General features: G+C 74.1%; 18 protein-coding genes and 2 pseudogenes. 4 read left to right on the forward strand and 16 right to left on the reverse strand.

Translation table 11 applies throughout. From position 1 onward, the window contains the following. The first annotated feature begins 15 nt into the window (after positions 1-15). Both ADL22_RS32225 and ADL22_RS32230 read left to right on the forward strand, forming a co-directional pair. Positions 16-807 carry a hypothetical protein gene (locus ADL22_RS32225; RefSeq protein ID WP_066987978.1) on the forward strand — a complete coding sequence of 264 codons (792 nt, stop codon included), beginning with the start codon at positions 16-18 and terminating at the stop codon, positions 805-807. 115 nt (positions 808-922) lie between these two features. Next, a complete protein-coding gene (locus ADL22_RS32230) occupies positions 923-1,267 on the forward strand; it encodes a hypothetical protein (protein ID WP_079064596.1) in 345 nt (114 codons plus the stop codon). Between the two features lie 36 nt (positions 1,268-1,303). Here the strand turns inward: ADL22_RS32230 and der are convergent, their stop codons facing one another. The 5 genes from der to aroH form a co-directional block, all read right to left on the reverse strand. Next, on the reverse strand, positions 1,304-2,773 hold the full coding sequence (gene der / locus ADL22_RS32235; protein WP_066987940.1) for a ribosome biogenesis GTPase Der: 1,470 nt from the start codon (positions 2,771-2,773) through the stop codon (positions 1,304-1,306). Between the two features lie 70 nt (positions 2,774-2,843). After that, positions 2,844-3,485, reverse strand: a complete 642-nt coding sequence (locus tag ADL22_RS32240) for a lysophospholipid acyltransferase family protein (protein WP_199836423.1) — start codon at positions 3,483-3,485, stop codon at positions 2,844-2,846. Between the two features lie 11 nt (positions 3,486-3,496). Next, positions 3,497-4,240 (reverse strand): (d)CMP kinase, encoded by a 744-nt coding sequence (cmk, locus tag ADL22_RS32245; protein WP_066987944.1) that lies wholly within the window; start codon positions 4,238-4,240, stop codon positions 3,497-3,499. Between the two features lie 86 nt (positions 4,241-4,326). Next, entirely contained in the window at positions 4,327-5,412 is a 1,086-nt protein-coding gene (locus ADL22_RS32250) for a prephenate dehydrogenase (protein ID WP_066987946.1), read from the reverse strand. Continuing rightward, positions 5,409-5,771 carry a chorismate mutase gene (gene aroH / locus ADL22_RS32255; protein ID WP_066987948.1) on the reverse strand — a complete coding sequence of 121 codons (363 nt, stop codon included), beginning with the start codon at positions 5,769-5,771 and terminating at the stop codon, positions 5,409-5,411. The genes ADL22_RS32250 and aroH overlap by 4 nt, the downstream gene beginning before the upstream one ends. A 237-nt stretch (positions 5,772-6,008) precedes the next feature. On the opposite strand from aroH, the pseudogene ADL22_RS34345 reads away from it, so the two are divergent. Then, positions 6,009-6,626 (forward strand): annotated as a pseudogene (locus ADL22_RS34345) (DNA polymerase beta superfamily protein); the annotation flags it as partial. On the opposite strand, the pseudogene ADL22_RS32260 reads toward ADL22_RS34345, so the two are convergent. From ADL22_RS32260 to ADL22_RS32310, 11 genes and pseudogenes are all read right to left on the reverse strand, one after another. Continuing rightward, a pseudogene (locus tag ADL22_RS32260) lies at positions 6,578-7,402 on the reverse strand (DNA polymerase beta superfamily protein); the annotation flags it as partial. The pseudogenes ADL22_RS34345 and ADL22_RS32260 sit on opposite strands and share 49 nt — an antisense overlap. Continuing rightward, entirely contained in the window at positions 7,395-8,420 is a 1,026-nt protein-coding gene (locus tag ADL22_RS32265; protein ID WP_234430940.1) for an ADP-ribosylglycohydrolase family protein, read from the reverse strand. The pseudogene ADL22_RS32260 and the gene ADL22_RS32265, both read right to left, overlap by 8 nt. Before the next feature lie 90 nt (positions 8,421-8,510). Further along, the gene (locus tag ADL22_RS32270; protein WP_066987952.1) at positions 8,511-9,644 is read right to left on the reverse strand and encodes a pseudouridine synthase; all 1,134 of its coding nucleotides are present in this window, start codon (positions 9,642-9,644) and stop codon (positions 8,511-8,513) included. Next, a complete protein-coding gene (gene scpB, locus ADL22_RS32275) occupies positions 9,644-10,324 on the reverse strand; it encodes an SMC-Scp complex subunit ScpB (RefSeq protein WP_420711620.1) in 681 nt (226 codons plus the stop codon). Before scpB ends, ADL22_RS32270 begins: the two co-directional genes overlap by 1 nt. Continuing rightward, positions 10,321-11,382, reverse strand: a complete 1,062-nt coding sequence (locus tag ADL22_RS32280; protein WP_079064600.1) for a segregation/condensation protein A — start codon at positions 11,380-11,382, stop codon at positions 10,321-10,323. The genes scpB and ADL22_RS32280 overlap by 4 nt, the downstream gene beginning before the upstream one ends. A 20-nt stretch (positions 11,383-11,402) precedes the next feature. After that, the gene (locus ADL22_RS32285) at positions 11,403-12,020 is read right to left on the reverse strand and encodes a hypothetical protein (protein WP_066987956.1); all 618 of its coding nucleotides are present in this window, start codon (positions 12,018-12,020) and stop codon (positions 11,403-11,405) included. Continuing rightward, positions 12,017-13,033: a ParA family protein gene (locus ADL22_RS32290; protein ID WP_066987958.1), complete on the reverse strand. Its 1,017-nt coding sequence runs from the start codon at positions 13,031-13,033 to the stop codon at positions 12,017-12,019. Before ADL22_RS32290 ends, ADL22_RS32285 begins: the two co-directional genes overlap by 4 nt. 488 nt (positions 13,034-13,521) lie before the next feature. Beyond that, positions 13,522-14,637: an alanine dehydrogenase gene (gene ald, locus ADL22_RS32295; RefSeq protein ID WP_066987980.1), complete on the reverse strand. Its 1,116-nt coding sequence runs from the start codon at positions 14,635-14,637 to the stop codon at positions 13,522-13,524. Positions 14,638-14,804: 167 nt separating this feature from the next. Then, on the reverse strand, positions 14,805-16,907 hold the full coding sequence (locus tag ADL22_RS32300; protein WP_066987959.1) for a tetratricopeptide repeat protein: 2,103 nt from the start codon (positions 16,905-16,907) through the stop codon (positions 14,805-14,807). A 177-nt stretch (positions 16,908-17,084) separates the two neighbouring features. Then, complete coding sequence (locus ADL22_RS32305) at positions 17,085-17,711, reverse strand: NUDIX domain-containing protein (protein ID WP_066987960.1); 627 nt, start codon at positions 17,709-17,711, stop codon at positions 17,085-17,087. 116 nt (positions 17,712-17,827) lie between these two features. Further along, the gene (locus tag ADL22_RS32310; RefSeq protein ID WP_066987962.1) at positions 17,828-19,516 is read right to left on the reverse strand and encodes a CTP synthase; all 1,689 of its coding nucleotides are present in this window, start codon (positions 19,514-19,516) and stop codon (positions 17,828-17,830) included. A 365-nt stretch (positions 19,517-19,881) separates the two neighbouring features. Between ADL22_RS32310 and ADL22_RS32315 the strand changes: the two genes are divergently transcribed. Next, positions 19,882-20,977, forward strand: a 1,096-nt coding sequence (locus ADL22_RS32315; protein ID WP_199836424.1) for a glycoside hydrolase family 15 protein, incomplete at its 3' end; no start/stop codon positions are given.

The raw sequence follows: 20,977 nt of genomic DNA on the forward strand, positions 1-20,977 counted from the left end.
ATCGAGGAGCCCCCCGTGCCGCGCATGCTCGACGTCAGCGACGACGTTCGCGCCGAGATCGGCGACGAAGAAGCCGACCGGCTGCTGGCCGGAGACGACGCCCCCGGCAGCTACGACTGCACCTCCTGCCGGACGCCCGGCGACAGCGAGCGGGAGCGCACCAGCACCGTCCTGTTCGTGGGCGAGGAGACCGCGGTGCTCGCGTTCGCCCACGCCACGTGCATCCCCTCCCAGGTCGTGCCGGTGTCCGAGGAGCAGCTCCGCGGGGCCGTCCGCTCCATCACCGGCGAGGACGCCGCCGGCACCACCGGCGCCCCGCCGATCCCCACCGGTGACCGCCAGGCCACCCTCGGCATCACCTGCGGCCTGGTGCTGGTCAGGGACGAGCTGCACCCGGCCCTCGTGGTGGAGCCCAACGGCCCGATCGCCCGGCCCGGTTCGACGGGCCCGCAGGACGACTTCCTCCCGCTGCTCATCGAGCACGGCTTCGCGCCGGTGGCGGATCTGAACGTTCTCCCCGGTCCGATCGAGGGCTGGTCCGCGCTGCTGGCCATGGGCAAGCTGCACGCCGTCCTCCAGTCCGGCGCGGGCGGCAGCCAGTCCGCGTGGTGGCAGGCCCACCAGCCGCTGGCCGTCTCGGACGGCTGGCGCGCCGCGGCCAACAGGGAGAAGACCGTGCTGATGTATGCCGCGCCCGCGGGCACCATCGGCCATCAGCCGCGCGAGGACCTGATGCGCCAGGCGCTGGAGCAGGCGGCCGCCAAGGGCCTGCTGGTCGCCGCGTCGATGCCGCTGGCCGGCACCTGACCGCCCGGCGTCCCGATCGCGGGCGCATGACCGCCACAGGGCGGGATTGCGTCCGCGATCAGCCATTTCCGCCCGAAAGCCGCATCCCGCGGGCACCGGGGTCGTTGGCACCTACGTGCACGCATACGACCCGCCCTCCCGCGCCCAGTACCCCCACACCGTCCCCGGGATGCGCCCGGCCCGCGACCACGGCGCGCCGCGCCCCGCCGAGCGCGGTTCGGCCACGCCGATCTACGACGCGCTGTACGCCGAGTACCGCCGCGCCTTCCGGGCGCTGCCCGGGGACCGTACGGACGAGCCGGAGGTGCCGGAGGCGCTGCGCCGCGCGCACTGGAGCCGGCCGCCGGCGCCGGCGCAGTGGGAGGTGGTGGGCCGGCAGCCGTTCCGGCCCCGGGGGCCGCTGCCGGCCGCGCTGCCGCCGGCCCGCCGGGACGCGTCCCGGCCGCCCGGCGGCCGCTGACCCGGGGCCCGGCGGGGCTCGCCGGGCCCGGAGCGGCTACTTCTTCTTGGTCTTGGTGCCGCGCTTCTCGCGGACCCGGACCGAGATGTGGATCGGGGTGCCCTCGAAACCGAACTCCTCGCGCAGCCGCCGCTCGATGAAGCGGCGGTAGCCGGCCTCCAGGAAGCCGGAGGCGAAGAGCACGAACCGCGGCGGCTTGGTGCCGGCCTGGGTGCCGAAGAGGATCCGGGGCTGCTTGCCGCCGCGGATCGGGTGCGGGTGGGAGGCCACGATCTCGCCGAGGAAGGCGTTCAGCCGCCCGGTGGGGATCCGGGTCTCCCAGCCCGCCAGCGCGGTCTCGATCGCCGGGACCAGCTTCTCCATGTGGCGGCCGGTGCGCGCGGAGACGTTGACCCGCATCGCCCACGGGACCTGGACGAGGTCCCGCTCGATCTCCCGCTCCAGATAGAAGCGGCGCTCCTCGTCGAGGGTGTCCCACTTGTTGTACGCGATGACCAGGGCGCGCCCGGCCTCCACGGCCATCGTGATGATCCGCTGGTCCTGGACGCTGATGGACTCGCCGGCGTCGATCAGGACGACCGCGACCTCGGCCTTCTCCACGGCGGCGGCGGTGCGCAGCGAGGCGTAGTAGTCGGCGCCCTCCTGGAGGTGGACGCGGCGGCGGATGCCGGCGGTGTCGACGAACTTCCAGGTCTTGCCGCCCAGTTCGATCAGTTCGTCGACCGGGTCGCGGGTGGTGCCGGCGAGTTCGTTGACGACCACCCGCTCCTCGCGGGCGAGCTTGTTCAGCAGCGAGGACTTGCCGACGTTCGGGCGGCCGATGAGGGCGATCCGGCGGGGGCCGCCGACGGTGGCGCCGAAGGTCTGCGCGGGCGCCTCGGGGAGCGCCTCCAGGGCGGCGTCGAGCATGTCGCCGGTGCCGCGGCCGTGCAGCGCGGAGACCGGGTACGGCTCGCCGAGGCCCAGCGACCACAGCATCGCCGCGTCGGCCTCGCCGGAGGGGCCGTCGACCTTGTTGGCGACCAGCACCACCGGCTTGCCGGCCCGGCGCAGCAGCTTGACCACGGCCTCGTCGGTGTCGGTGGCGCCGACCTTGGCGTCCACCACGAAGACCACCGCGTCGGCGGCCTCGATGGCGAACTCGGCCTGCATCGCCACGGACGCGTCGATGCCGAGGACGTCCTGCTCCCAGCCGCCGGTGTCGACGACCTTGAAGCGGCGGCCGTTCCAGTCGGCCTCGTAGGTGACGCGGTCGCGGGTGACGCCCGGCCGGTCCTCCACGACCGCCTCGCGGCGGCCGATGATGCGGTTGACCAGTGTCGACTTGCCGACATTGGGGCGGCCGATGACGGCGAGGACCGGGAGCGGGCCGTGGCCGGCCGCGGCGATGTCGCCCTCGACCTCCTCCAGGTCGAAGCCCTCTTCCGCGGCGAGCTCCATGAACTCCGCGTACTCGGCGTCGCCAAGCGCACCGTGCTCGTCGCCGGTGGGGATCTGCTCGTTCATGAAGTCCGTTCCTCGTTCATCCATGTGGTCGGTGGGCCGCGCAAGGGTGGGCCCACTGCTCAAGTGTCGGTCAGCGCCCGGTAAGGCGCCGGGCCTGTGCCAGGTGGGCGGTCAGCCGCTCCTGGATCCGTACGGTCGCCTCGTCCAGCGCCTTACGGGTGCGCCGCCCGCTTCCGTCGCCCGCCTCGAAGGCGTCGCCGAAGACGACGTCGACGCGGCCGCGCAGCCGCGGCACGGCCGGGGTGAGCCGGCTGGGGCGGTCGGTGCTGCCGAGCACCGCCACCGGGACGACGGGCGCGCCGGAGCGCACCGCGAAGTAGGCGAGCCCGGCCCGCAGGGACGCGAAGTCGCCCTCGCCGCGGGTGCCCTCCGGGAAGATGCCCAGCACACCGCCGCCGGCCAGTACGCCGAGCGCGTCGGTGATCGCCTTGCGGTCGGTGGTCTGGCGGTCCACCTTCAGCTGCCCGATGCCCCGCAGGAACGGGTCCAGCGGGCCGACGAATGCTTCCTTCTTGATCAGGAAGTGCACCGGGCGGGGCGCGGTGCCCATCAGCATCGGGCCGTCCAGGCCGTGGGAGTGGTTGACGGCCAGGATCACCGGGCCGGCCGGCGGCACCCGCCAGGCGCCCAGCACCCGGGGCTTCCACAGGCCGTACATCAGCCCGATGCCGATCCGCCGGCCGATCGCGGCGCCGCGGGGGCTGGGCGCCATACCGCCGTCGGTCACCGGATGTCCCGCCCCGCCTTCTCGGCCCGGACGCCCTCGATGAGGGTGACCACGCACTCGATGACCTGATCCAGCGTCAGGTCGGTGGTGTCGACCTCGACGGCGTCGTCGGCCTTGGCCAGCGGCGAGGTCTTGCGGGAGGAGTCGGCGGCGTCCCGCTTGATCAGCGCCTCGCGGGTGGCGGCCAGGTCGGCGGCGCGCTGGGGGTCGGTGCTCTTCAGCTCGCCGTTGCGGCGGGCCGCCCGGGCCTCCGGGGAGGCGGTCAGGAAGACCTTGAGGTCGGCGTCGGGCAGGACCGTTATGCCGATGTCCCGGCCCTCGACGACGATGCCGTGCGCGGCCTCGGCGGCGATGGTGCGCTGGAGGTCGGTGATCAGCGCGCGCACCTCGGGGACCGCGCTGACCGCGCTGACCGCGGCGGTGACCTCGGCGCTGCGGATCGGCCCGGACGCGTCCACCCCGTCGACGGTGATGGCCGGCGCGGCCGGGTCCGTACCGGAGACGATCACCGGCTTGGCGCTGGCGTCGGCCACCGCGACCGGGTCGTTCACATCGATGCCGTTGGTCAGCATCCACCACGTGATCGCGCGGTACTGGGCGCCGGTGTCGAGGTAGCCGAGGCCGAGCTTGCCGGCGACGGCCTTGGACGTGCTGGACTTGCCCGTGCCTGCGGGGCCGTCGATGGCGACAATCACTGCTGCCGGGGCGGTCCGGTCGGCGGTTTCCACGGTGATGAACACCTTTCTTGATACGCGGGCGCGTCCAGGGGCGCGAAGAGCGCCTCGGACAAGGTTACTGGCTCACCCGCGGCGGGCCGTCCGCGGTGTCACTGCCGGATCGACCACCCCCGCTCGCGCAGCTCGGCGGTCAGCCCCGGCACCGCCTTGGGCTCGACCATGAGCTGGATGAAGCCGGCCTGCTGGCCGGTGGCGTGCTCGATCCGGACGTCCTCGATGTTGACCCCGGCGCGGTCCGCGTCGGCGAAGATCCGGGCCAGCTCGCCTGGCTGGTCGCCGATGTAGACCGCGACGATCTCGTACGCGGCCGGGGCTGCGCCGTGCTTGCCGGGGACCCGCTCGCGGCCGGCGTTGCCGCGGCGGAGGACGTCCTCGATGCCGTCGGCGCCGGAGCCGCGCTTGTCCTCGTCGGCGGACTCCAGGGCGCGCAGCGCGCGGACCGTGGCGTCGAGGTCGGCGGCGACCTCGGTGAGCACGTCGGCGACCGGGCCGGGGTTGGCGGAGAGGATGTCGATCCACATCGCGGGATCGGAGGCGGCGATCCGGGTGACGTCCCGTATGCCCTGGCCGCACAGGCGCACCGCGGTCTCGTCGGCGCCTTTGAGGCGGGCCGCGACCAGGCTGGAGACCAGCTGCGGGGTGTGCGAGACCAGGGCGACGGCGCGGTCGTGGGCGTCGGCGTCCATCACCACCGGGACGGCCCGGCACAGCGCGACCAGCTCCAGGGCGAGATTGAGCACCTCGGTGTCGCCGTCGCGGCCCGGGGTGAGGACCCAGGGGCGGCCCTCGAAGAGGTCGGCGGTCGCGGCCAGCGGGCCGGAGCGCTCCTTGCCGGCCATCGGGTGGGTGCCGAGGTAGCGGGAGAGGTCGCAGCCGAGCGCCTCCAGCTGGCGGCGCGGGCCGCCCTTGACGCTGGCGACGTCGATGTACGCCCGGGCGGCGCCGCGCCGGATGGCGCCGGCCAGCGCGGCCGCGACGTGCGCCGGGGGGACCGCGACGACGGCGAGGTCGACCGGGCCGTCCGGCGGCTCGGCGGTGCCGGCGCCGAGCGCGGCGGCGGTCAGCGCCTGGGCGTGGTCGTGGTCCTCCAGGAAGACCTGGACGCCGCGGGCGCTGAGGGCCAGCGCGGCGGAGGTGCCGATCAGGCCCGTTCCGATGACGAGGGCGGTTCTCACTGGGCGATGTCCTTCCGGAGGGCCGCGGCGGCGCCGAGGTACACATGGGCGAGCGCGGACCTGGGCCGCTCGGTCTCGACGTGGGCCAGCACCCGCACGACCCGGGCCATGGCGCCGGCCACGTCCAGCTCCTGGGCGCAGATCAGCGGGACGTCCGTGATGCCCAGGGCGCGGGCGGCGGCGGCCGGGAAGTCGCTGCGCAGATCGGGCGTGGCGGTGAACCACACGCTGATCAGGTCGTCCGGCACCAGGCCGTTGCGCTCCAACAAGGCGGTGAGCAGCGCGCCGACCTGCTCCCGCATGTGCTCCGCGTCGTCCCGCTCCAGCTGGACGGCCCCGCGCACGGCCCGTACCGCCACGTCCCGGCTCCCCTGCGTCGTGATCGTACGCACCCGTCCGGGTACGCACTGATCAGCCTAACCAGCGCCACTGACAACCGTTCCCCGCACCGGGAATCCGGTGGCCGGCGGCGCGGCCGCCCGGCGAGAATCACCGCCATGCCGACCGCCTCCGCCCCCGGGCCCGCGCCGCTGAGCGCGCCGCCGCCGCTCTCCGGCCACGACCTCGTCACCGGGCACACCGTCTACGCCTGCGTGATGGGCTCGCGCGCCTTCGGGCTGGCCACCGGGGCCAGCGACACCGACCGGCGGGGGGTCTACCTCGCGCCGACCGCGCTCTTCTGGCGCTTCGGGAAGCCGCCCGCCCATGTGGACGGACCGGGGGCCGAGCAGTTCTCGTGGGAGCTGGAGCGGTTCTGCGAGCTGGCGCTGCGCGCCAACCCCACCGCCCTGGAGTGCCTGCACTCCCCGCTCGTGGAGTACGCCGACGCCACCGGCCGGGAGCTGCTGGCGCTGCGCGGCGCGTTCCTCTCCCGTGAGGCGCAGGGCGTCTACGTACGCTTCGCGGCCAGGCGGCTCAAGCAGCTGCGGGCCGAGGTGGCCCGGGGCGGCGCGCCCCACTGGAAGCAGGCGATGCACCTGCTGCGCGCCCTGGCCTGCGCCCGCGACCTGGTCCGTACGGGCACGCTGACGCTGGAGGTCGGCGCGGCCCGCGAGGAGCTGCTGGCGGTGCGGCGCGGCGAGGTGGCCTGGGAGGCCGTGGAGCGCCGGGTGGCGGCGCTGGCCGAGGAGGCCGAGGCGGCGCTTCCCGGCTCGCCGCTGCCGGCGGAGCCGGACCGGGCCCGTACGACGAGGTCGTGCAGCGCGTCCCGGCCGGACGGGGCGTCCGGGAGGGCGGTGGCGGCCTGGGCGGCGTCCAGCCGGGCGTGCAGGGCGGCTATGTCGGCCCGCAGCCGCTCGGGGTCCACCAGGGCGCCGGCCGCGCCGTGCTCGGCCGCCTCCTTGGCCGCGATCAGCTCGGGGAGGTACGCGGGCGCGCCCGGCTCGCCGGCCAGGGTGGGCAGATGGGCCTCCAGGCGGCCGGTGGCCATGAGGTGGATCCCGGTCAGCAGCACCCGCAGCGTGTAGAGCAGCGGTTTCAGCTCGCCGGTCCTCTCGAAGAGCCGCCACTGGGGGCCGGCGAAGCCCCGGTAGTGGTGGGCGTGGTGCGAGGTCACGAACCCCGGGGCGAGCGCGATCAGCTCCTGGTGGACAGGGGTGGTGTGGACGACCAGCGGGGAGAGCAGCTGCTCCAGTACGTAGCCGTTGCGGCGCAGCAGCAGGCGGGCGAACTTCCGCAGATCGTGCGTGACCAGGTCGGTCTCGACGCCGTCCCGCTCCCCCATCAGCGTCCGGGTCTCCTCCGGCTCGCGCAGCCCGACCAGGGCGGCCACCGGCAGCAGGTGGGCGCCGCGCAGGTCCACGTCGGAGTCGCGGGAGGGGAAGCCGTAGAGGTGGGCGCCGGAGACGGTGGCGAAGAGCAGCGGGTCGCGCTGGTCGGCCACCAGGGCGGTGAGGTCGATGGGGGGCACTCCGGCCGCCTGGAGGACGGCGACCGAGGGCCCGGTGGCCGCAGCCCCACCGCTCCCAGCAGTCACAGATAACTCAGACATCCCACGCCTCCCCCAGCGCCAGCAGGTCCGCGCGGTACTCGATCCGGTCCGCCCACTCCCGGGGCCAGGCGCCGGCACCGAGGTGGGCCCCGGCGAAGGCGCCGGTCAGGCAGGCGATCGAGTCGGAGTCGCCGGAGCTGCAGGCGGCCCGGCGGAGCGCGGTGAGCGGTTCGTCCGGGAAGAGCAGGAAGCAGAGCAGCCCGGTGGCCAGCGCCTCCTCGGCGATCCAGCCGAGGCCGGTGGCCGCGCAGGGGTCGGCCTCCCGGTCGGGTGCGGCCAGCGCCGCGTCCAGGCGGTCCAGGACGCCCAGGCACTCGTCCCAGCCGCGGGCGATGAAGGCGGCCGGCGACGCGGCCGGGGAGCGCCGCCACAGGTCGCCCAGCCAGTCCTCGCGATAGGTGGTGCGCTGGGTGCGGGCGTACCCGCGCAGCAGGCCCGGCAGCCCGGCGGGCGGCTCGCCGGCGGCCAGGACGCGTACGGCGTACGCGGTGAGGTCGGCGGCCGCGAGCCCGGTGGGGTGCCCGTGGGTCAGCGCGGCCTGGAATTGCGCGGCGCCGGCCCGCTGCCCCGGGGTGAGCCCGGGGACGAGGCCCACCGGGGCGACGCGCATGTTGGCGCCGCACCCCTTGGACCCGATCTGGCTGGCCTCGGTCCACGGCCGCCCCGGCTCGTCGAGCAGGGCGCAGGCCCGCAGGCAGGTGCCGCCCGGGGCGCGGTTGTTCTCGGGCGAGCGCCACCAGGCCACGTACGCCTGCCGGAGCGGCGGTTCGAGCGCGGCGGCGGTCAGCCCGGCGCCGCCCGGCGCGGCGCGCAGCGCGTGCCCCAGGGCCAGCGTCATCTGGGTGTCGTCGCTGACCAGGGCGGGTTCGGGCAGCGCCAGCTCCCGCCAGGGTCCGTACCGCGCCAGGATCTCCGGTACGTCGTGGAACTCGGTCGGATATCCGAGCGCGTCACCGAGCGCCAGCCCGATGAGCGAGCCGGTCGCGGCCCCCGCCACTGCCCCCATCGCTTCCCCCATGAGAAAACCACCCCTTAATCGTCAACGTGACATTAAGGGGTGGTGGGCGGCCTCCGCAAGCGCCGCCGGCCCCGGAGGGCCGGCCGGCCGTCAGAGATCGACCTCCCGCATCAGCATCCCGACCTCGGTGTTGGTCATCCGGCGCAGCCAGCCGGACTTCTGGTCGCCCAGGGCGATCGGGCCGAAGTGCGTGCGGACCAGCTTGTCCACGGGGAAGCCGGCCTCGGCCAGCATCCGGCGCACGATGTGCTTGCGGCCCTCGTGCAGGGTGACCTCGACGAGGTAGTTCTTGCCGGTGTTCTCCACGACCCGGAAGTGGTCGGCGCGGGCGTAGCCGTCCTCCAGCGGGACGCCGTCCTTGAGCCGCTTGCCCAGGTCGCGCGGGAGCGGGCCCTGGATGGCCGCCAGGTAGGTCTTGGTGACGCCGTAGCGCGGGTGGGTCAGCCGGTGGGCCAGCTCGCCGTGGTTGGTGAGCAGGATGATGCCCTCGGTCTCGGTGTCCAGCCGCCCGACGTGGAAGAGCCGGGTCTCGCGGTTGGTCACGTAGTCGCCCAGGCACTGCCGCCCGTCCGGGTCCTCCATCGTGGAGACCACGCCCGCGGGCTTGTTCAGGGCGAAGAAGAGGTACGACTGGGTGGCGACCGTCAGGCCGTCCACCTTGATCTCGTCCTTCTCCGGGTCGACCCGGACGCCCTGCTCCATGACGATCCGGCCGTTGACCTCGACCCGCCCCTGGTCGATCAGCTCCTCGCAGGCGCGCCGGGAGCCCATACCGGCCCTGGCCAGCACCTTCTGCAGCCGCTCGCCCTCCTGCTCGCCGAACGTCTTGGGGGTCTGCACCCGCGGCTTGTCGTGCCGGGCGCGGTTGCGCTCCTCGATCCGGGCGTCGTACTCGCGGGGGCGGGCGGGCGCCTGGCCGCGGCCGGTGCCCTTGCCCCCGGGGCGGCCGCCCTGGGCGCCGGCACCGGTACGCGGACCGCCCTTGGCGCCGGCACCCGTGCGCGGGCCGCCCTTGGCGCCGCCGCGGGCCGCCGCGCCCCGGGCGCCGGTCTTGCCCCGGCCCCCGCCGCGCTCGTCGCCGCCGGCGGATCCGCCCACGTCGTAGCGGCGCTCCTCGGGACGGGGGCGGCCCGCCCGCTGCTGCTTCTCGTCCCGCTTGTTGCCCGCCCCGCGGTAGTTGTTGCCCCTACCGCCGCCGCTGCTGTTCCTGCCGCTGCTTCGCATCAATGATCCGTCTGAGAGTCGCCGCTGTCGTCTACGTCGAACGACGGGATACCTTCCGGGGAGTCGCCCTCGACCGCGTCCGCCTCCGGGAGGAAGGGTGCCAGCTCAGGGAGCTCGTCCAGGCCGCGCAGGCCCATCCGCTCCAGAAAGTAATTCGTCGTCCTGTACAGGATCGCACCTGTTTCAGGTTCCGTCCCCGCCTCCTCCACCAGGCCGCGCTGGAGGAGCGTGCGCATCACGCCGTCGCAGTTGACCCCGCGTACGGCGGAGATCCGGGAACGGCTGACCGGCTGACGGTACGCGACCACGGCCAGAGTCTCCAATGCGGCCTGGGTCAGCCGGGCCTGCCGGCCGTCCAGGACGAAGCCCTCGACGGCGTCCGCGTAGGCCGCGCGGGAGTAGAAGCGCCAGCCGCCGGCGACCAGCCGCAGGTCGAAACCGCGGCCCTCGCGGGTGTAGTCGCCGGACAGCTCGCGCAGCGCCAGCGCCACCGCCCGGCGCGGCCGCTGGAGGACCCGGGCCAGGTGCTCCTCGGTGGCCGGTTCGTCGACGACCATCAGGACGGCCTCCAGCGCGGGCTTCAGCGGCAGCTCCGCCACCGCCGGGGCGCCGGCCGGCCGCGCCGCCTCCGGCCGCTCCCCGGGCCCCTGCTCGGTGATCTCGTATCCCGCGCCGCTCACGCCGGCTCCTCCCGCTCCTCGGTCCGCGTACGGCTATCCGGGGCCGCACCCCGCTCCCCCTGCCCGGCGGCGGGCCCGTCGCCCGCCGCCCGGTCGAACTCGTCGGTGACCCGCGGGGCGGCCCCCTCCGCGCCCGTCCAGCGCACCGTCAGCGCCCCCAGCGCCTCGGCCTGGTCCAGGGCCACCACCCGCTCGCGGTAGAGCTCCAGGAGGGCCAGGAAGCGCGCGACGACGGTGAGGGTGTCCGGGGCGTCGGCGACCAGCTCCTGGAAGTCCGCCGCGCCGGCCGCGCGCAGCCGGGCCACCACCACCTCGGCCTGCTCCCGGACGCTGACCAGCGGCGCGTGGATGTGGTCCACGTAGACCCGCGGTTCGGCCTTGGGCTGCATGGCCTTCACCGCGAGCCTGGCGAACCCCTCGGCGCCGATGCCGAGCACCACCTCGGGCAGCAGCTCGGCGTGGTGCGGCTCCAGCCCGACGGTACGGGGGTGGCGGCGCGCCTCCTCGGCCAGCCGGCCGCTGAAGATGTCCGCGATCTTCTTGTACGCGCGGTACTGCAGCAGCCGGGCGAAGAGCAGGTCCCGGGCCTCCAGGAGGGCGAGGTCGGCCTCGTCCTCCACGTCGGCGGCGGGCAGCAGCCGGGCCGTCTTGAGGTCGAGCAGGGTGGCCGCGACCACCAGGAACTCGGTGGTCTGGTCGAGGTCCCAGTCCGGCCCCATGGCCCGGATGTGGGCCATGAACTCATCGGTCACCCGGGACAGCGCGACCTCGGTCACATCCAGCTTGTGCCGGGAGATCAGCTGGAGCAGCAGGTCGAAGGGGCCCTCGAAGTTGTCGAGGCGGAGGGTGAAGCGGCCGTCGCCGGCCGCGCTCTCCGGGGCGGTGGCGTCGGCGTCGGTCGTCGGCATGGCGGTCCAGGGTGCTGCGGTCCCGCGCCGGGGCGGCGGGCTGGTCACGGGCGGGACACCCCGCCGGAAGGGGCAGGCTATCCCGCCGCGCGCCGCCGGCCGGCCCCCGGGGCGTGTCGGACACCCTCCGGGCCGGACCGGGCGGGGCAGCGGCCCGGCGCGCGCCCGGTCTACCGGCCGCGGAGCCGGCGCACCAGGATGCTGGCCTCGCCCCGGGACTCCAGGTCGGCCAGGACCACGGCCACCGCCTCGCGGACGATCCGGCCGCGGTCGACGGCCAGGCCGTGCTCGCCGCGCAGCACCAGGCGGGCGTGTTCGAGGTCCATGAGCTCCTCGGCGGAGACATAGACGGTGATCTTCTCGTCGTGCCGTTCCCGTCCGCTGGGGCGGCGGTTGGCGCCGCGGGTGCGGCGGCGGGCCGGTGCCGCGGCCGGCGCGGCCTCCCGCTCGGCGCGGGCCGCCCGCCCGGCCGGCGTGCGGTGCCCCTGGGCGGTCTCCGGCTCCGGCTCCCGGCCGCTGTGCCCGTCGGGTGCCGCCGCGGGCGCCGTACGGGCCGCGGCGGGGGCGTCGCCGGCCTCCGGGACGTCCGCGTCCGCGCCGTGCGCGGCCCGGCCGCGGGGGGCGGGGGCGGGCGCGTCCGCCGCGGGGTCCCGTTCGCCGGCCGGCGCGGGCACCCGCGCGTCCTCGCCGCCGGGGGCCGCGCCGCCGGCCGTACGCCGGGGGCTGGACGGCTGGAGGCCCACTCCCCCGGTGGTGCGGAACAGTTCGTCGGCGCCGGGCAGACTCACTCGGCGTGACACCGGGCGAGCACCTCCCTGGCGAGCTGGCGATAGGCGGCGGCCCCCACGGAGTTGGAGGCGTAGGTGGTGATCGGCTCACCGGCGACGGTGGTCTCCGGGAAGCGGACCGTACGGCCGATGACGGTGTGGTAGACGTGGTCGTCGAAGGCTTCGACGACGCGCGCCAGGACCTCGCGGCTGTGCACCGTCCGGGAGTCGTACATGGTCGCCAGGATGCCGTCCAGCTGGAGTTCGGGGTTGAGCCGCTCCTGGACCTTCTCGATGGTCTCGGTGAGCAGCGCGACCCCGCGCAGCGCGAAGAACTCGCACTCCAGCGGCACGATGACCTTGTGAGCGGCCGTCAGGGCGTTGACGGTCAGCAGGCCGAGCGAGGGCTGGCAGTCGATGACGATGTAGTCGTAGTCGGGCAGCAGGGGCTTCAGCGCCCGCTGCAGGGTCGACTCGCGGGCGACCTCGCTGACGAGCTGGACCTCGGCCGCTGACAAATCGATATTGCTGGGCAGCAGGTCCATGTTCGGGACCGCGGTCTTCAGCAGGACCTCGTCGGCGGACATGCCCCGCTCCATGAGCAGGTTGTAGACCGTCAGGTCCAGTTCCATCGGGTTGACGCCGAGGCCGACCGAGAGGGCGCCCTGCGGGTCGAAGTCGACGAGCAGCACCCGGCGGCCGTACTCGGCGAGCGCGGCGCCCAGATTGATGGTCGAGGTGGTCTTGCCGACCCCGCCCTTCTGGTTGCACATCGCGATGATCTTCGCCGGGCCGTGGTCCGACAGCGGTCCGGGGATGGGGAAGTACGGGAGCGGGCGCCCGGTCGGGCCGACCCGCTCGCGGCGCTGGCGCGCGGCGTCCGGCGCGAGCGTGGCCGCGTATTCCGGATCCGGCTCGTACTCCGCGTCCGGGTCGTAGAAGTGCCCCTCGGGCAGGTCGTCGTAGTCGGCGAGACGGGCGGGTTCTCCACTGCCCCGGTCGCCGGCCATGGCGTTCACGTGTTGGCCGTCCATGCTCTGGTGGGCTGTCGTGGAAGTGCTCTGGTGGGCTGCGAAGGTGTGGACCGCTACGGAGCCGACAGCCTCGCGCCCCGAGGGACCCTGGCCCCGTGCAACCGCTCCTGGCCGACCACCTCCGGGAGTAAATGTCGACTCATTCACAAGTCGTCTTACCTCCTTGGATGTGACCAGGAAACTTATCGATAGGTCAGCGTGGCACCATGCCGACGGTTGGCGACTCTATGGCGTGTCGGGCGTCCGCAGCAACACAATCCGCCGGACCCGGCCCGATGTGTCGGTAACGGAACCCCCCGATGTCAAGAGCGCACAGCGACCGAGACGGAAGTTTCGGGGGGACGCGAATCGGTTAAAGGGCTACGTTCGCGGCGAGTTGGGAGCGGACCGCCGGAGGGCACGCCCGGGGCGTGTCGCACATGCGACCGGCCGGGCCCTGTCGCCAAGGCCCGGCCGGTGGTGCGTGTTTGACGCGCGCGGTTGACGCCTCAGCCGAGGAGGGTGCGCAGCTCGACGTACTCCAGGCCGTGGGCCTGGGCGACCTCGGGGTACACGACCTTGCCGTCGTGGGTGTTCAGGCCCTTGGCCAGCGCGGGGTCGCGGCGCAGCGCCTCGACCCAGCCGCGGTTCGCCAGCTCCACGATGTAGGGCAGCGTGGCGTTGGTCAGGGCGTAGGTGGAGGTGTTGGGCACCGCGCCGGGCATGTTGGCGACGCAGTAGAAGACCGAGTTGTGGACCTGGAAGGTCGGCTCGGCGTGGGTGGTCGGCTTGGAGTCCTCGAAGCAGCCGCCCTGGTCGATCGCGATGTCGACAAGGACACTCCCGGGCTTCATCTTGGCGACGAGCTCGTTGGTGACCAGCTTCGGGGCCTTGGCGCCCGGGATCAGGACCGCGCCGACGACGAGGTCGGCCTCGACGACGGCCTTCTCCAGCTCGAAGGCGTTGGAGACGATCGTCTGCACCTTGGTGCCGAAGATCTTGTCGGCCTCGCGGAGCTTGTTGATGTCCTTGTCGAGCAGGGTGACGTGGAAGCCGAGGCCCACGGCGATCTGCACGGCGTTCCAGCCGGAGACGCCGCCGCCGATGACGACGGCCTTGCCGGCCTGGACGCCGGGGACGCCGCCGGGCAGCACACCGCGGCCGCCGGCCTGGCGCATCAGGTGGTAGGCGCCGACCTGCGGGGCGATCCGGCCCGCGACCTCGGACATCGGGGCCAGCAGCGGCAGCGCGCGGTTGGCGGTCTCGACGGTCTCGTAGGCGATGGCGGTGGTGCCGGACTCCAGCAGGGCGTCCGTGCACTCCTTGGACGCGGCCAGGTGCAGGTAGGTGAAGAGCGTCTGGTCCTTGCGGAGGCGGTGGTACTCCTCGGCGATCGGCTCCTTGACCTTCAGCAGCAGGTCGGCGGTGGCCCAGACCTCGTCGGCGGTGCCGAGGATGGTGGCGCCGGCGGCGACGTACTCCTCGTTGGTGATGGACGAACCGAGACCGGCGTCCTTCTCGATGACGACCTGGTGGCCGTTGCGGACGAGCTCGTGCACACCGGCGGGCGTGATGGCCACGCGGAACTCGTTGTTCTTGACCTCGCGGGGGATGCCGACCTTCACGTCGATCACGGTCCTTGAATGAGAGCTTGCGATAGGAATTATCCCTCATGCGCTGCATGACGGAACTGACCGCGCCGAACGCGGCTCTGCCAGTCTATTGAAGGACCTCACGTTGTCTAGCCTTGCAAAGGTCTAATTTTCCGGAAGGCCACTACCGATTTCGTAGGTCAGTCGGCGGCCTCCTGAGGGATTCGGTCCGCCGCCGCCCGGTGGAGCCGTGCGGCGGCTGGATCGCCGAGCCGGTCGAGGATCTCCGCAATCCGCAGCTGGAGGCCCGCTTCGAGGGACGTGTCCTTCGCCGCACGGGCGAATTCCAGCGCCGTAAGACGCTCGCCCAGCGCCGCCGCGAGGTCCCCGGCGTGCTCGCGGACACCCGCCGCCGCCTCAGCGGCCCGCGCCTGACCTGCGGGATCACCGAGCCTGCGGTACGCGCGGGCGGCCGCCCGGCACTCCTTGAGCGCCTGTTCGTACCGGCCGGCCCGGCCGTGCGCGGCGCCGATCCTGGCGTGCAGCCGGGCCGCGTCGGACCACTCGCCCCGGGCCAGCCGCAGCTCCAGCGCCCGCCCGTACCAGTCGGCGGAGCGGATCGGGTCGCCCAGCGCGCCGTAGGTGTCGCCGAGCGATTCCAGCGCCCGGCCGGTGGCCACCGGGTCCCGGACCGAGCGGGCCGCCTCCAGGGCGCCGCGGTAGCGGGCCAGCGCCTGCCCGGTCCGGCCGGCCCCGGCGTCGAGATCGCCGAGGTTGAGCAGCGCGGCCGCCCGCTCGCGCGGCAGCGCCCGCCGTTCGGCGACGGCGAGCAGCAGCTCGTGCAGGGTGTAGAGGTCGGGGGCGGCGGCCTCGGGGCCGTGGTGGGCGAGCAGGGCGCGGGTCAGCGCGGCGATCAACCGCCGGTCCAGGGTGTCGAGTTGGGCGTCCGCGGCGGCCATCGCGGCGGCGTCGAGCAGCGCGCCGCGGCGGGTGCGCAGCCAGTGCGCGGCGGCGGCGCGGGTGGGGAAGCGCAGCGGGCGCGGGAGTTCGGCGGCCCGCCGGCGGGCGGGCGAACCGTCCGGTTCGGCGGCGGCCCGGCAGGACCGCACCAGCCGCACCGTCCGCTCCAGCATCCGGGCGCGGGCGAGCTGCACATCGGCCGGCCGCTCGTACTCCTGGAGCAGGGCGCGGGAGAGCGGGACGAGGCAGCCGGGGAGGCGGTACCGCGGGCCGGGGCCGCCGTCCGCGGCCGGGTCGGGCTCGCCGGGGACCGGCCGCAGCAGGCCGAGCGCGGTGAAGTCGTGCAGCACCGCGGCGGCCGCGGGGACCGCGCAACCGCCCAGCGCGGCGGCGGTGTGCGCGTCGACCAGGCCGTCCGGGGCGAGCGTGGCCAGCCGCAGTATCCGGGCGGCGGTCTGCGGCAGCGCCGCGTAGGTGAGGCGGAAGGCGCGGTGCAGGGGGCGGTCGCCGGCCGGGAGGTCGGGCGGTACGGGGACGGCGAGCAGCGCCTGCCGGAGATCGGCGACGGAGAGTTTGGGGCGGGCGGCGAGCCAGGCGCCGGCCAGTATCAGCGCGGCGGGGTGGCCGCCGCACTCCTCGGCGACGGCCTCGGCGGTGCGCGGGTCGACGGTGATGCGGGTGGGCCCGGCGTAGTGGCCCAGCACCTCGACGGCGGCGGCGGTGTCCAGGCCGCCCAGCGCGCACGGCCGGACGTCGGAGATGCCGGTCAGCGGCCCCTGGGAGACCACCACGACCAGGCAGTCCGGGGCGTCCGGGACGAGCGGTTCGACGTGCTCGGCGCCCGGCGCGTCGTCCAGCAGGAGCACCGTGCGGGTGCCGGCCAGGGCCCGGCGCACCGCCTCGGCCAGTTCGTCCTCGCCGGCGCCGGGCGGGGCGGTGGTGCCCAGCGCGGTGAGCAGGTCGCGGGCGGTGCGGGCCAGGCCCAGCGGGGCGCCGTCGCGGCCGGTGAGGACGGCGCGCAGGACGCCGTCGGGGTAGTCGGCGGCGGTCTCGCGCAGCAGCGCCTCGGCGAGCGTGGTGCGGCCGGAGCCGGGGCGGCCGGCGATCAGCAGGACGCGGCTGCGGGCGCCGCGGCGGCCGGTGAGGGTGTCGAGTCCGGCCCGGCCGATGTCGGCGCGGAGCGCCTTGAGTTCGTGGCGGCGGCCGGCGAATCCGGGGAGGCCGCGGTGGGCGGCGGCACCGTCCTGGCGGGGCAGTGCGGACCGCCGGTCCCGTGCCGCCGCCCCGGGCCCGCGCGCCGCCTCCGGCGCGAGGTGCCCCCCGCCCACCACCTGGTCCGCCACCGGTCACGCTCCCGTCCGCCTGCGCGTTCGCGTTCCCGCCGCGGCGCGCAGGGGAACCCTGCCGAGCGTAGTTCACGGCCCGTCACGTTCCGTGCCGGGCAGGGCCGTTGGGTCACTCGATCGGATCGGCCGATCATCCGACCGGGAGGCGGTGGGTGGCCCGGCGGGGGCGCGGGGTCAGGCGGTGAAGGGGCGGGCCGGCCAGGGCGCCTCGGCGGGGCGGAGCGCGTCCAGGCCCTGGCCGGCGCGCGCCGCGATGACCGATAGCACGCCCACCACGAGGCAGTTGTTGTGCAGGTCGCCGGCGAGGACGGCGCGCACCAGCTCGTCCAGCGGGACCCGGGCCAGCTCCATGTCGGCCTCCTCCTCGGAGACCTCGAACCGCTCGCCGTCGGCCTCGGACAGCCCGCGGGCGAGGAAGATCCGCACCGCCTCGTCGCAGCCGCCGGGGGTGGTGTAGACGTCGGTCAGCACCCGCCAGTCGTCCGCCTTGACGTGCGCCTCCTCGTAGAGCTCGCGGCGGGCGGCGTGGAGGGGGTTCTCGCCGGGGACGTCGAGCAGTCCGGCGGGGATCTCCCACAGCTTGTGGCGGACCGGGTGGCGGTACTGGCGCAGCACCAGCACCCGGTCGGCGTCGTCCAGGGCGAGCACCGCGACCGAGCCGGGGTGGACCTGGTAGTCGCGGGTGGCGGTGGAGCCGTCCGGCATGACGACCCGGTCGGTGCGCACGCCGGTCTTGGCCCCCTTGAACGGCATGCTGGTGCCGGTGACCGTCCACTCCTCCGGGGTGTCCTTGATCGCCATGCGTCCTCCTGTGTGTCGCTGCAAAAACGCCGAACCGGGGTGCGGCCCCATGAAAGGGGGACCGCACCCCGGCAACGGTAACGCCGGTGCGCCGCTTGCCCGCCGGCGCCCGGCTGCTACTTCCCGGCGCCCGGCTTCGCCGCGCCCTGCTGCCGCTCGACGGCGGCCTTCACCAGGCCGGCGAAGAGCGGGTGCGGGCGGGTCGGGCGGGACCGCAGCTCCGGGTGCGCCTGGGTGGCGACGAGGTAGGGGTGGACCTCGCGCGGGTACTCGACGTACTCGACCAGCTTGTTGTCCGGGGAGGTGCCGGAGAAGACCAGGCCGGCCTTCTTCTCCAGCTCGCCGCGGTAGGCGTTGTTGACCTCGTAGCGGTGGCGGTGGCGCTCCTCGACGTAGGGCTCGCCGCCGTAGACCTCGCGGACGATGGAGCCCTCGGCGAGCTTGGCGGGGTACATGCCCAGCCGCATCGTGCCGCCCATGTCGCCCTCGCCGGCGACGATGTCCATCTGCTCGGCCATCGTGGAGATCACCGGGTCGGCCGCGGCCGGGTCGAACTCGGTGGAGTTGGCGCCGTCGATACCGGCGAGGTTGCGGGCCGCCTCGATGACCACGCACTGCAGGCCCAGGCAGAGGCCGAGCAGCGGGAGCTTGTTCTCCCGGGCGTAGGTGATCGCGCCGACCTTGCCGTCCACACCGCGGTCGCCGAAGCCGCCGGGGATGCAGACCGCGTCGCAGTCGGCGAGCTGGTCGCGGGCGCCGGCCGGCGTCTTGCAGTCGTCGGAGGTGACCCACTTGATCTTGACGCGGGCCTTGTTGGCGAAGCCGCCGGCGCGCAGCGCCTCGGTGACCGAGAGGTAGGCGTCGGGCAGGTCGATGTACTTGCCGACCAGCGCGACCTTGACCTCGTGCGCGGGGTTGTGGACCCGGTCGAGCAGGTCCGCCCACTGGGTCCAGTCCACGTCGCGGAACGGCAGGTCCAGCTTGCGGACGACGTAGGCGTCCAGGCCCTCGGCGTGCACGACCTTGGGGATGTCGTAGATCGAGGGGGCGTCCGGGCAGGCGATGACCGCGGCCTCGTCCACATCGCACATCAGCGAGATCTTCCGCTTGATGGCGGTGGGCACCTCGCGGTCGGCGCGCAGCACGATCGCGTCGGGCTGGATGCCGATGTTGCGCAGGGCCGCGACCGAGTGCTGGGTGGGCTTGGTCTTCAGCTCGCCGGACGGGCCGATGTACGGGAGCAGCGAGATGTGCACGACGAAGACGTTGTCCCGGCCGACCTCGTGGCGGACCTGGCGGACGGTCTCCAGGAACGGCAGCGACTCGATGTCGCCGACCGTGCCGCCGACCTCGGTGATGACGACATCGACGTCCTCGGTGGCCAGCCGGCGGATGCGGTGCTTGATCTCGTTGGTGATGTGCGGGATCACCTGCACGGTGTCGCCGAGGTACTCGCCGCGCCGCTCCTTGGCGATCACGGTGTTGTAGACCTGGCCGGTGGTGACGTTCGCCGAGCCGTCGAGGTCGACGTCGAGGAAGCGCTCGTAGTGGCCGATGTCCAGGTCGGTCTCGGCGCCGTCGTTGGTGACGAACACCTCACCGTGCTGGAAGGGGTTCATCGTGCCGGGGTCGACGTTCAGGTACGGGTCGAGCTTCTGCATCGTGACCCGCAGGCCGCGCGCCTTGAGGAGCGCACCCAGGCTGGAGGCGGTGAGCCCCTTGCCGAGCGAGGAGGCGACGCCCCCGGTGACGAAGAGGTGCTTGGTCGTCGAGGCTGCGTTCTTTCGAGAAGCAGAGGGCGGCATGGCCAAGAGGGGGCTCCCGTGGTCGCGAGGTGGAGAGGTGCGAGGCGGCGTCCGCCTGGATCAGGGGTGCCGGTCGCTGCGGTTCGGGGGTGCCGCATTTCTGCTGGGTCCCACCGGTCCACGGGGTACCAGGCTATCAGCGACCGGGCACGGCCGCGTCCGGCCGGGCACCCGGGAGCGTGCCGCGGCCAGGCCACCCGTTCGGACCATCCCCACTCGACGTGAGCGCCGCGCGCCGCACCCCCCTGCGTCGTATCCTGCTCGGACACTCGCGACGAGCCGTCCGGGAAGGCACCGCCCGCCCGATTTCCGGTCCCGCTGCTCGGCGACGTTTCATGGGCAGGACGGACAGCACACAACGTCCCATGGGGGGCGTGACTCCAGTTCGACGGGAGACGCACGTGGCCGGGCGCATCGAGGACTACGCACTGATCGGTGATATGCAGACCGCCGCCCTGGTGTGCCGGGACGGCACGGTCGACTGGCTGTGCCTCCCCCGCTTCGACTCACCGGCGGTCTTCGCCGGGCTGCTGGGCACCGAGGAGCACGGCTACTGGTGGATCGGCCCGGCCGGGGAGGGCCCGCGGGCCGCGGACCGGCGGCGCTACCGCGGCGACTCCCTCGTCCTGGAGTCCGAGTGGGACACCCCGCGCGGCACGGTCCGGGTGATCGACTTCATGCCGCCCCGCGACGGCGCGCCGCAGGTCATCCGGATCGTGGAGGGCGTCAGCGGCCGGGTGCCGATGCGCTCGGAGCTGCGGATGCGGTTCGCCTACGGCTGGGTGGTGCCCTGGGTCCACAAGGTCGACGGCCGCACGGTGGCGGTGGCCGGGCCGGACTCGGTGTGGCTGGACACCTCCGTGGACACCTACGGCAAGGACCTGACGACGCTGTCCGATTTCACGGTCTCGCCGGGCGAGCGGATCGCGTTCACGATCAGCTGGCAGCCCTCCCACCACCAGCAGCCGGCCCTGGCCGAGCCGGAGGCGTCGCTGGAGGCGACCGAGGACTTCTGGCGGGAGTGGGTCGAGCACTGCACGTACCACGGGCCCTACCGCGATGCGGTGGTGCGTTCGCTGATCACGCTGAAGGCGCTGACGTACGCGCCGACCGGCGGGATCGTGGCGGCGCCGACGACGTCGCTGCCGGAGTGCATCGGCGGGATCCGGAATTGGGACTACCGCTTCACCTGGCTGCGGGACGCCGCGATCACCCTGTCGTCGCTGCTGCGCACCGGCTACCGCGAGGAGGCGCGGGCCTGGCGCGAGTGGCTGCTGCGGGCGGTGGCCGGCGATCCGGAGAACCTCCAGATCATGTACGGCATCGCCGGTGAACGGGAGCTGGGCGAGAACGAGCTGAACTGGCTGCCCGGCTACGAGGACTCCCGCCCGGTCCGGGTCGGCAACGGCGCCGCCGGCCAGCTCCAGCTGGATGTCTACGGCGAGGTCACCGAGGCCCTGC

Source organism: Streptomyces sp. NRRL F-4489 (genome assembly GCF_001509485.1).
GTDB lineage: Bacteria > Actinomycetota > Actinomycetes > Streptomycetales > Streptomycetaceae > Streptomyces.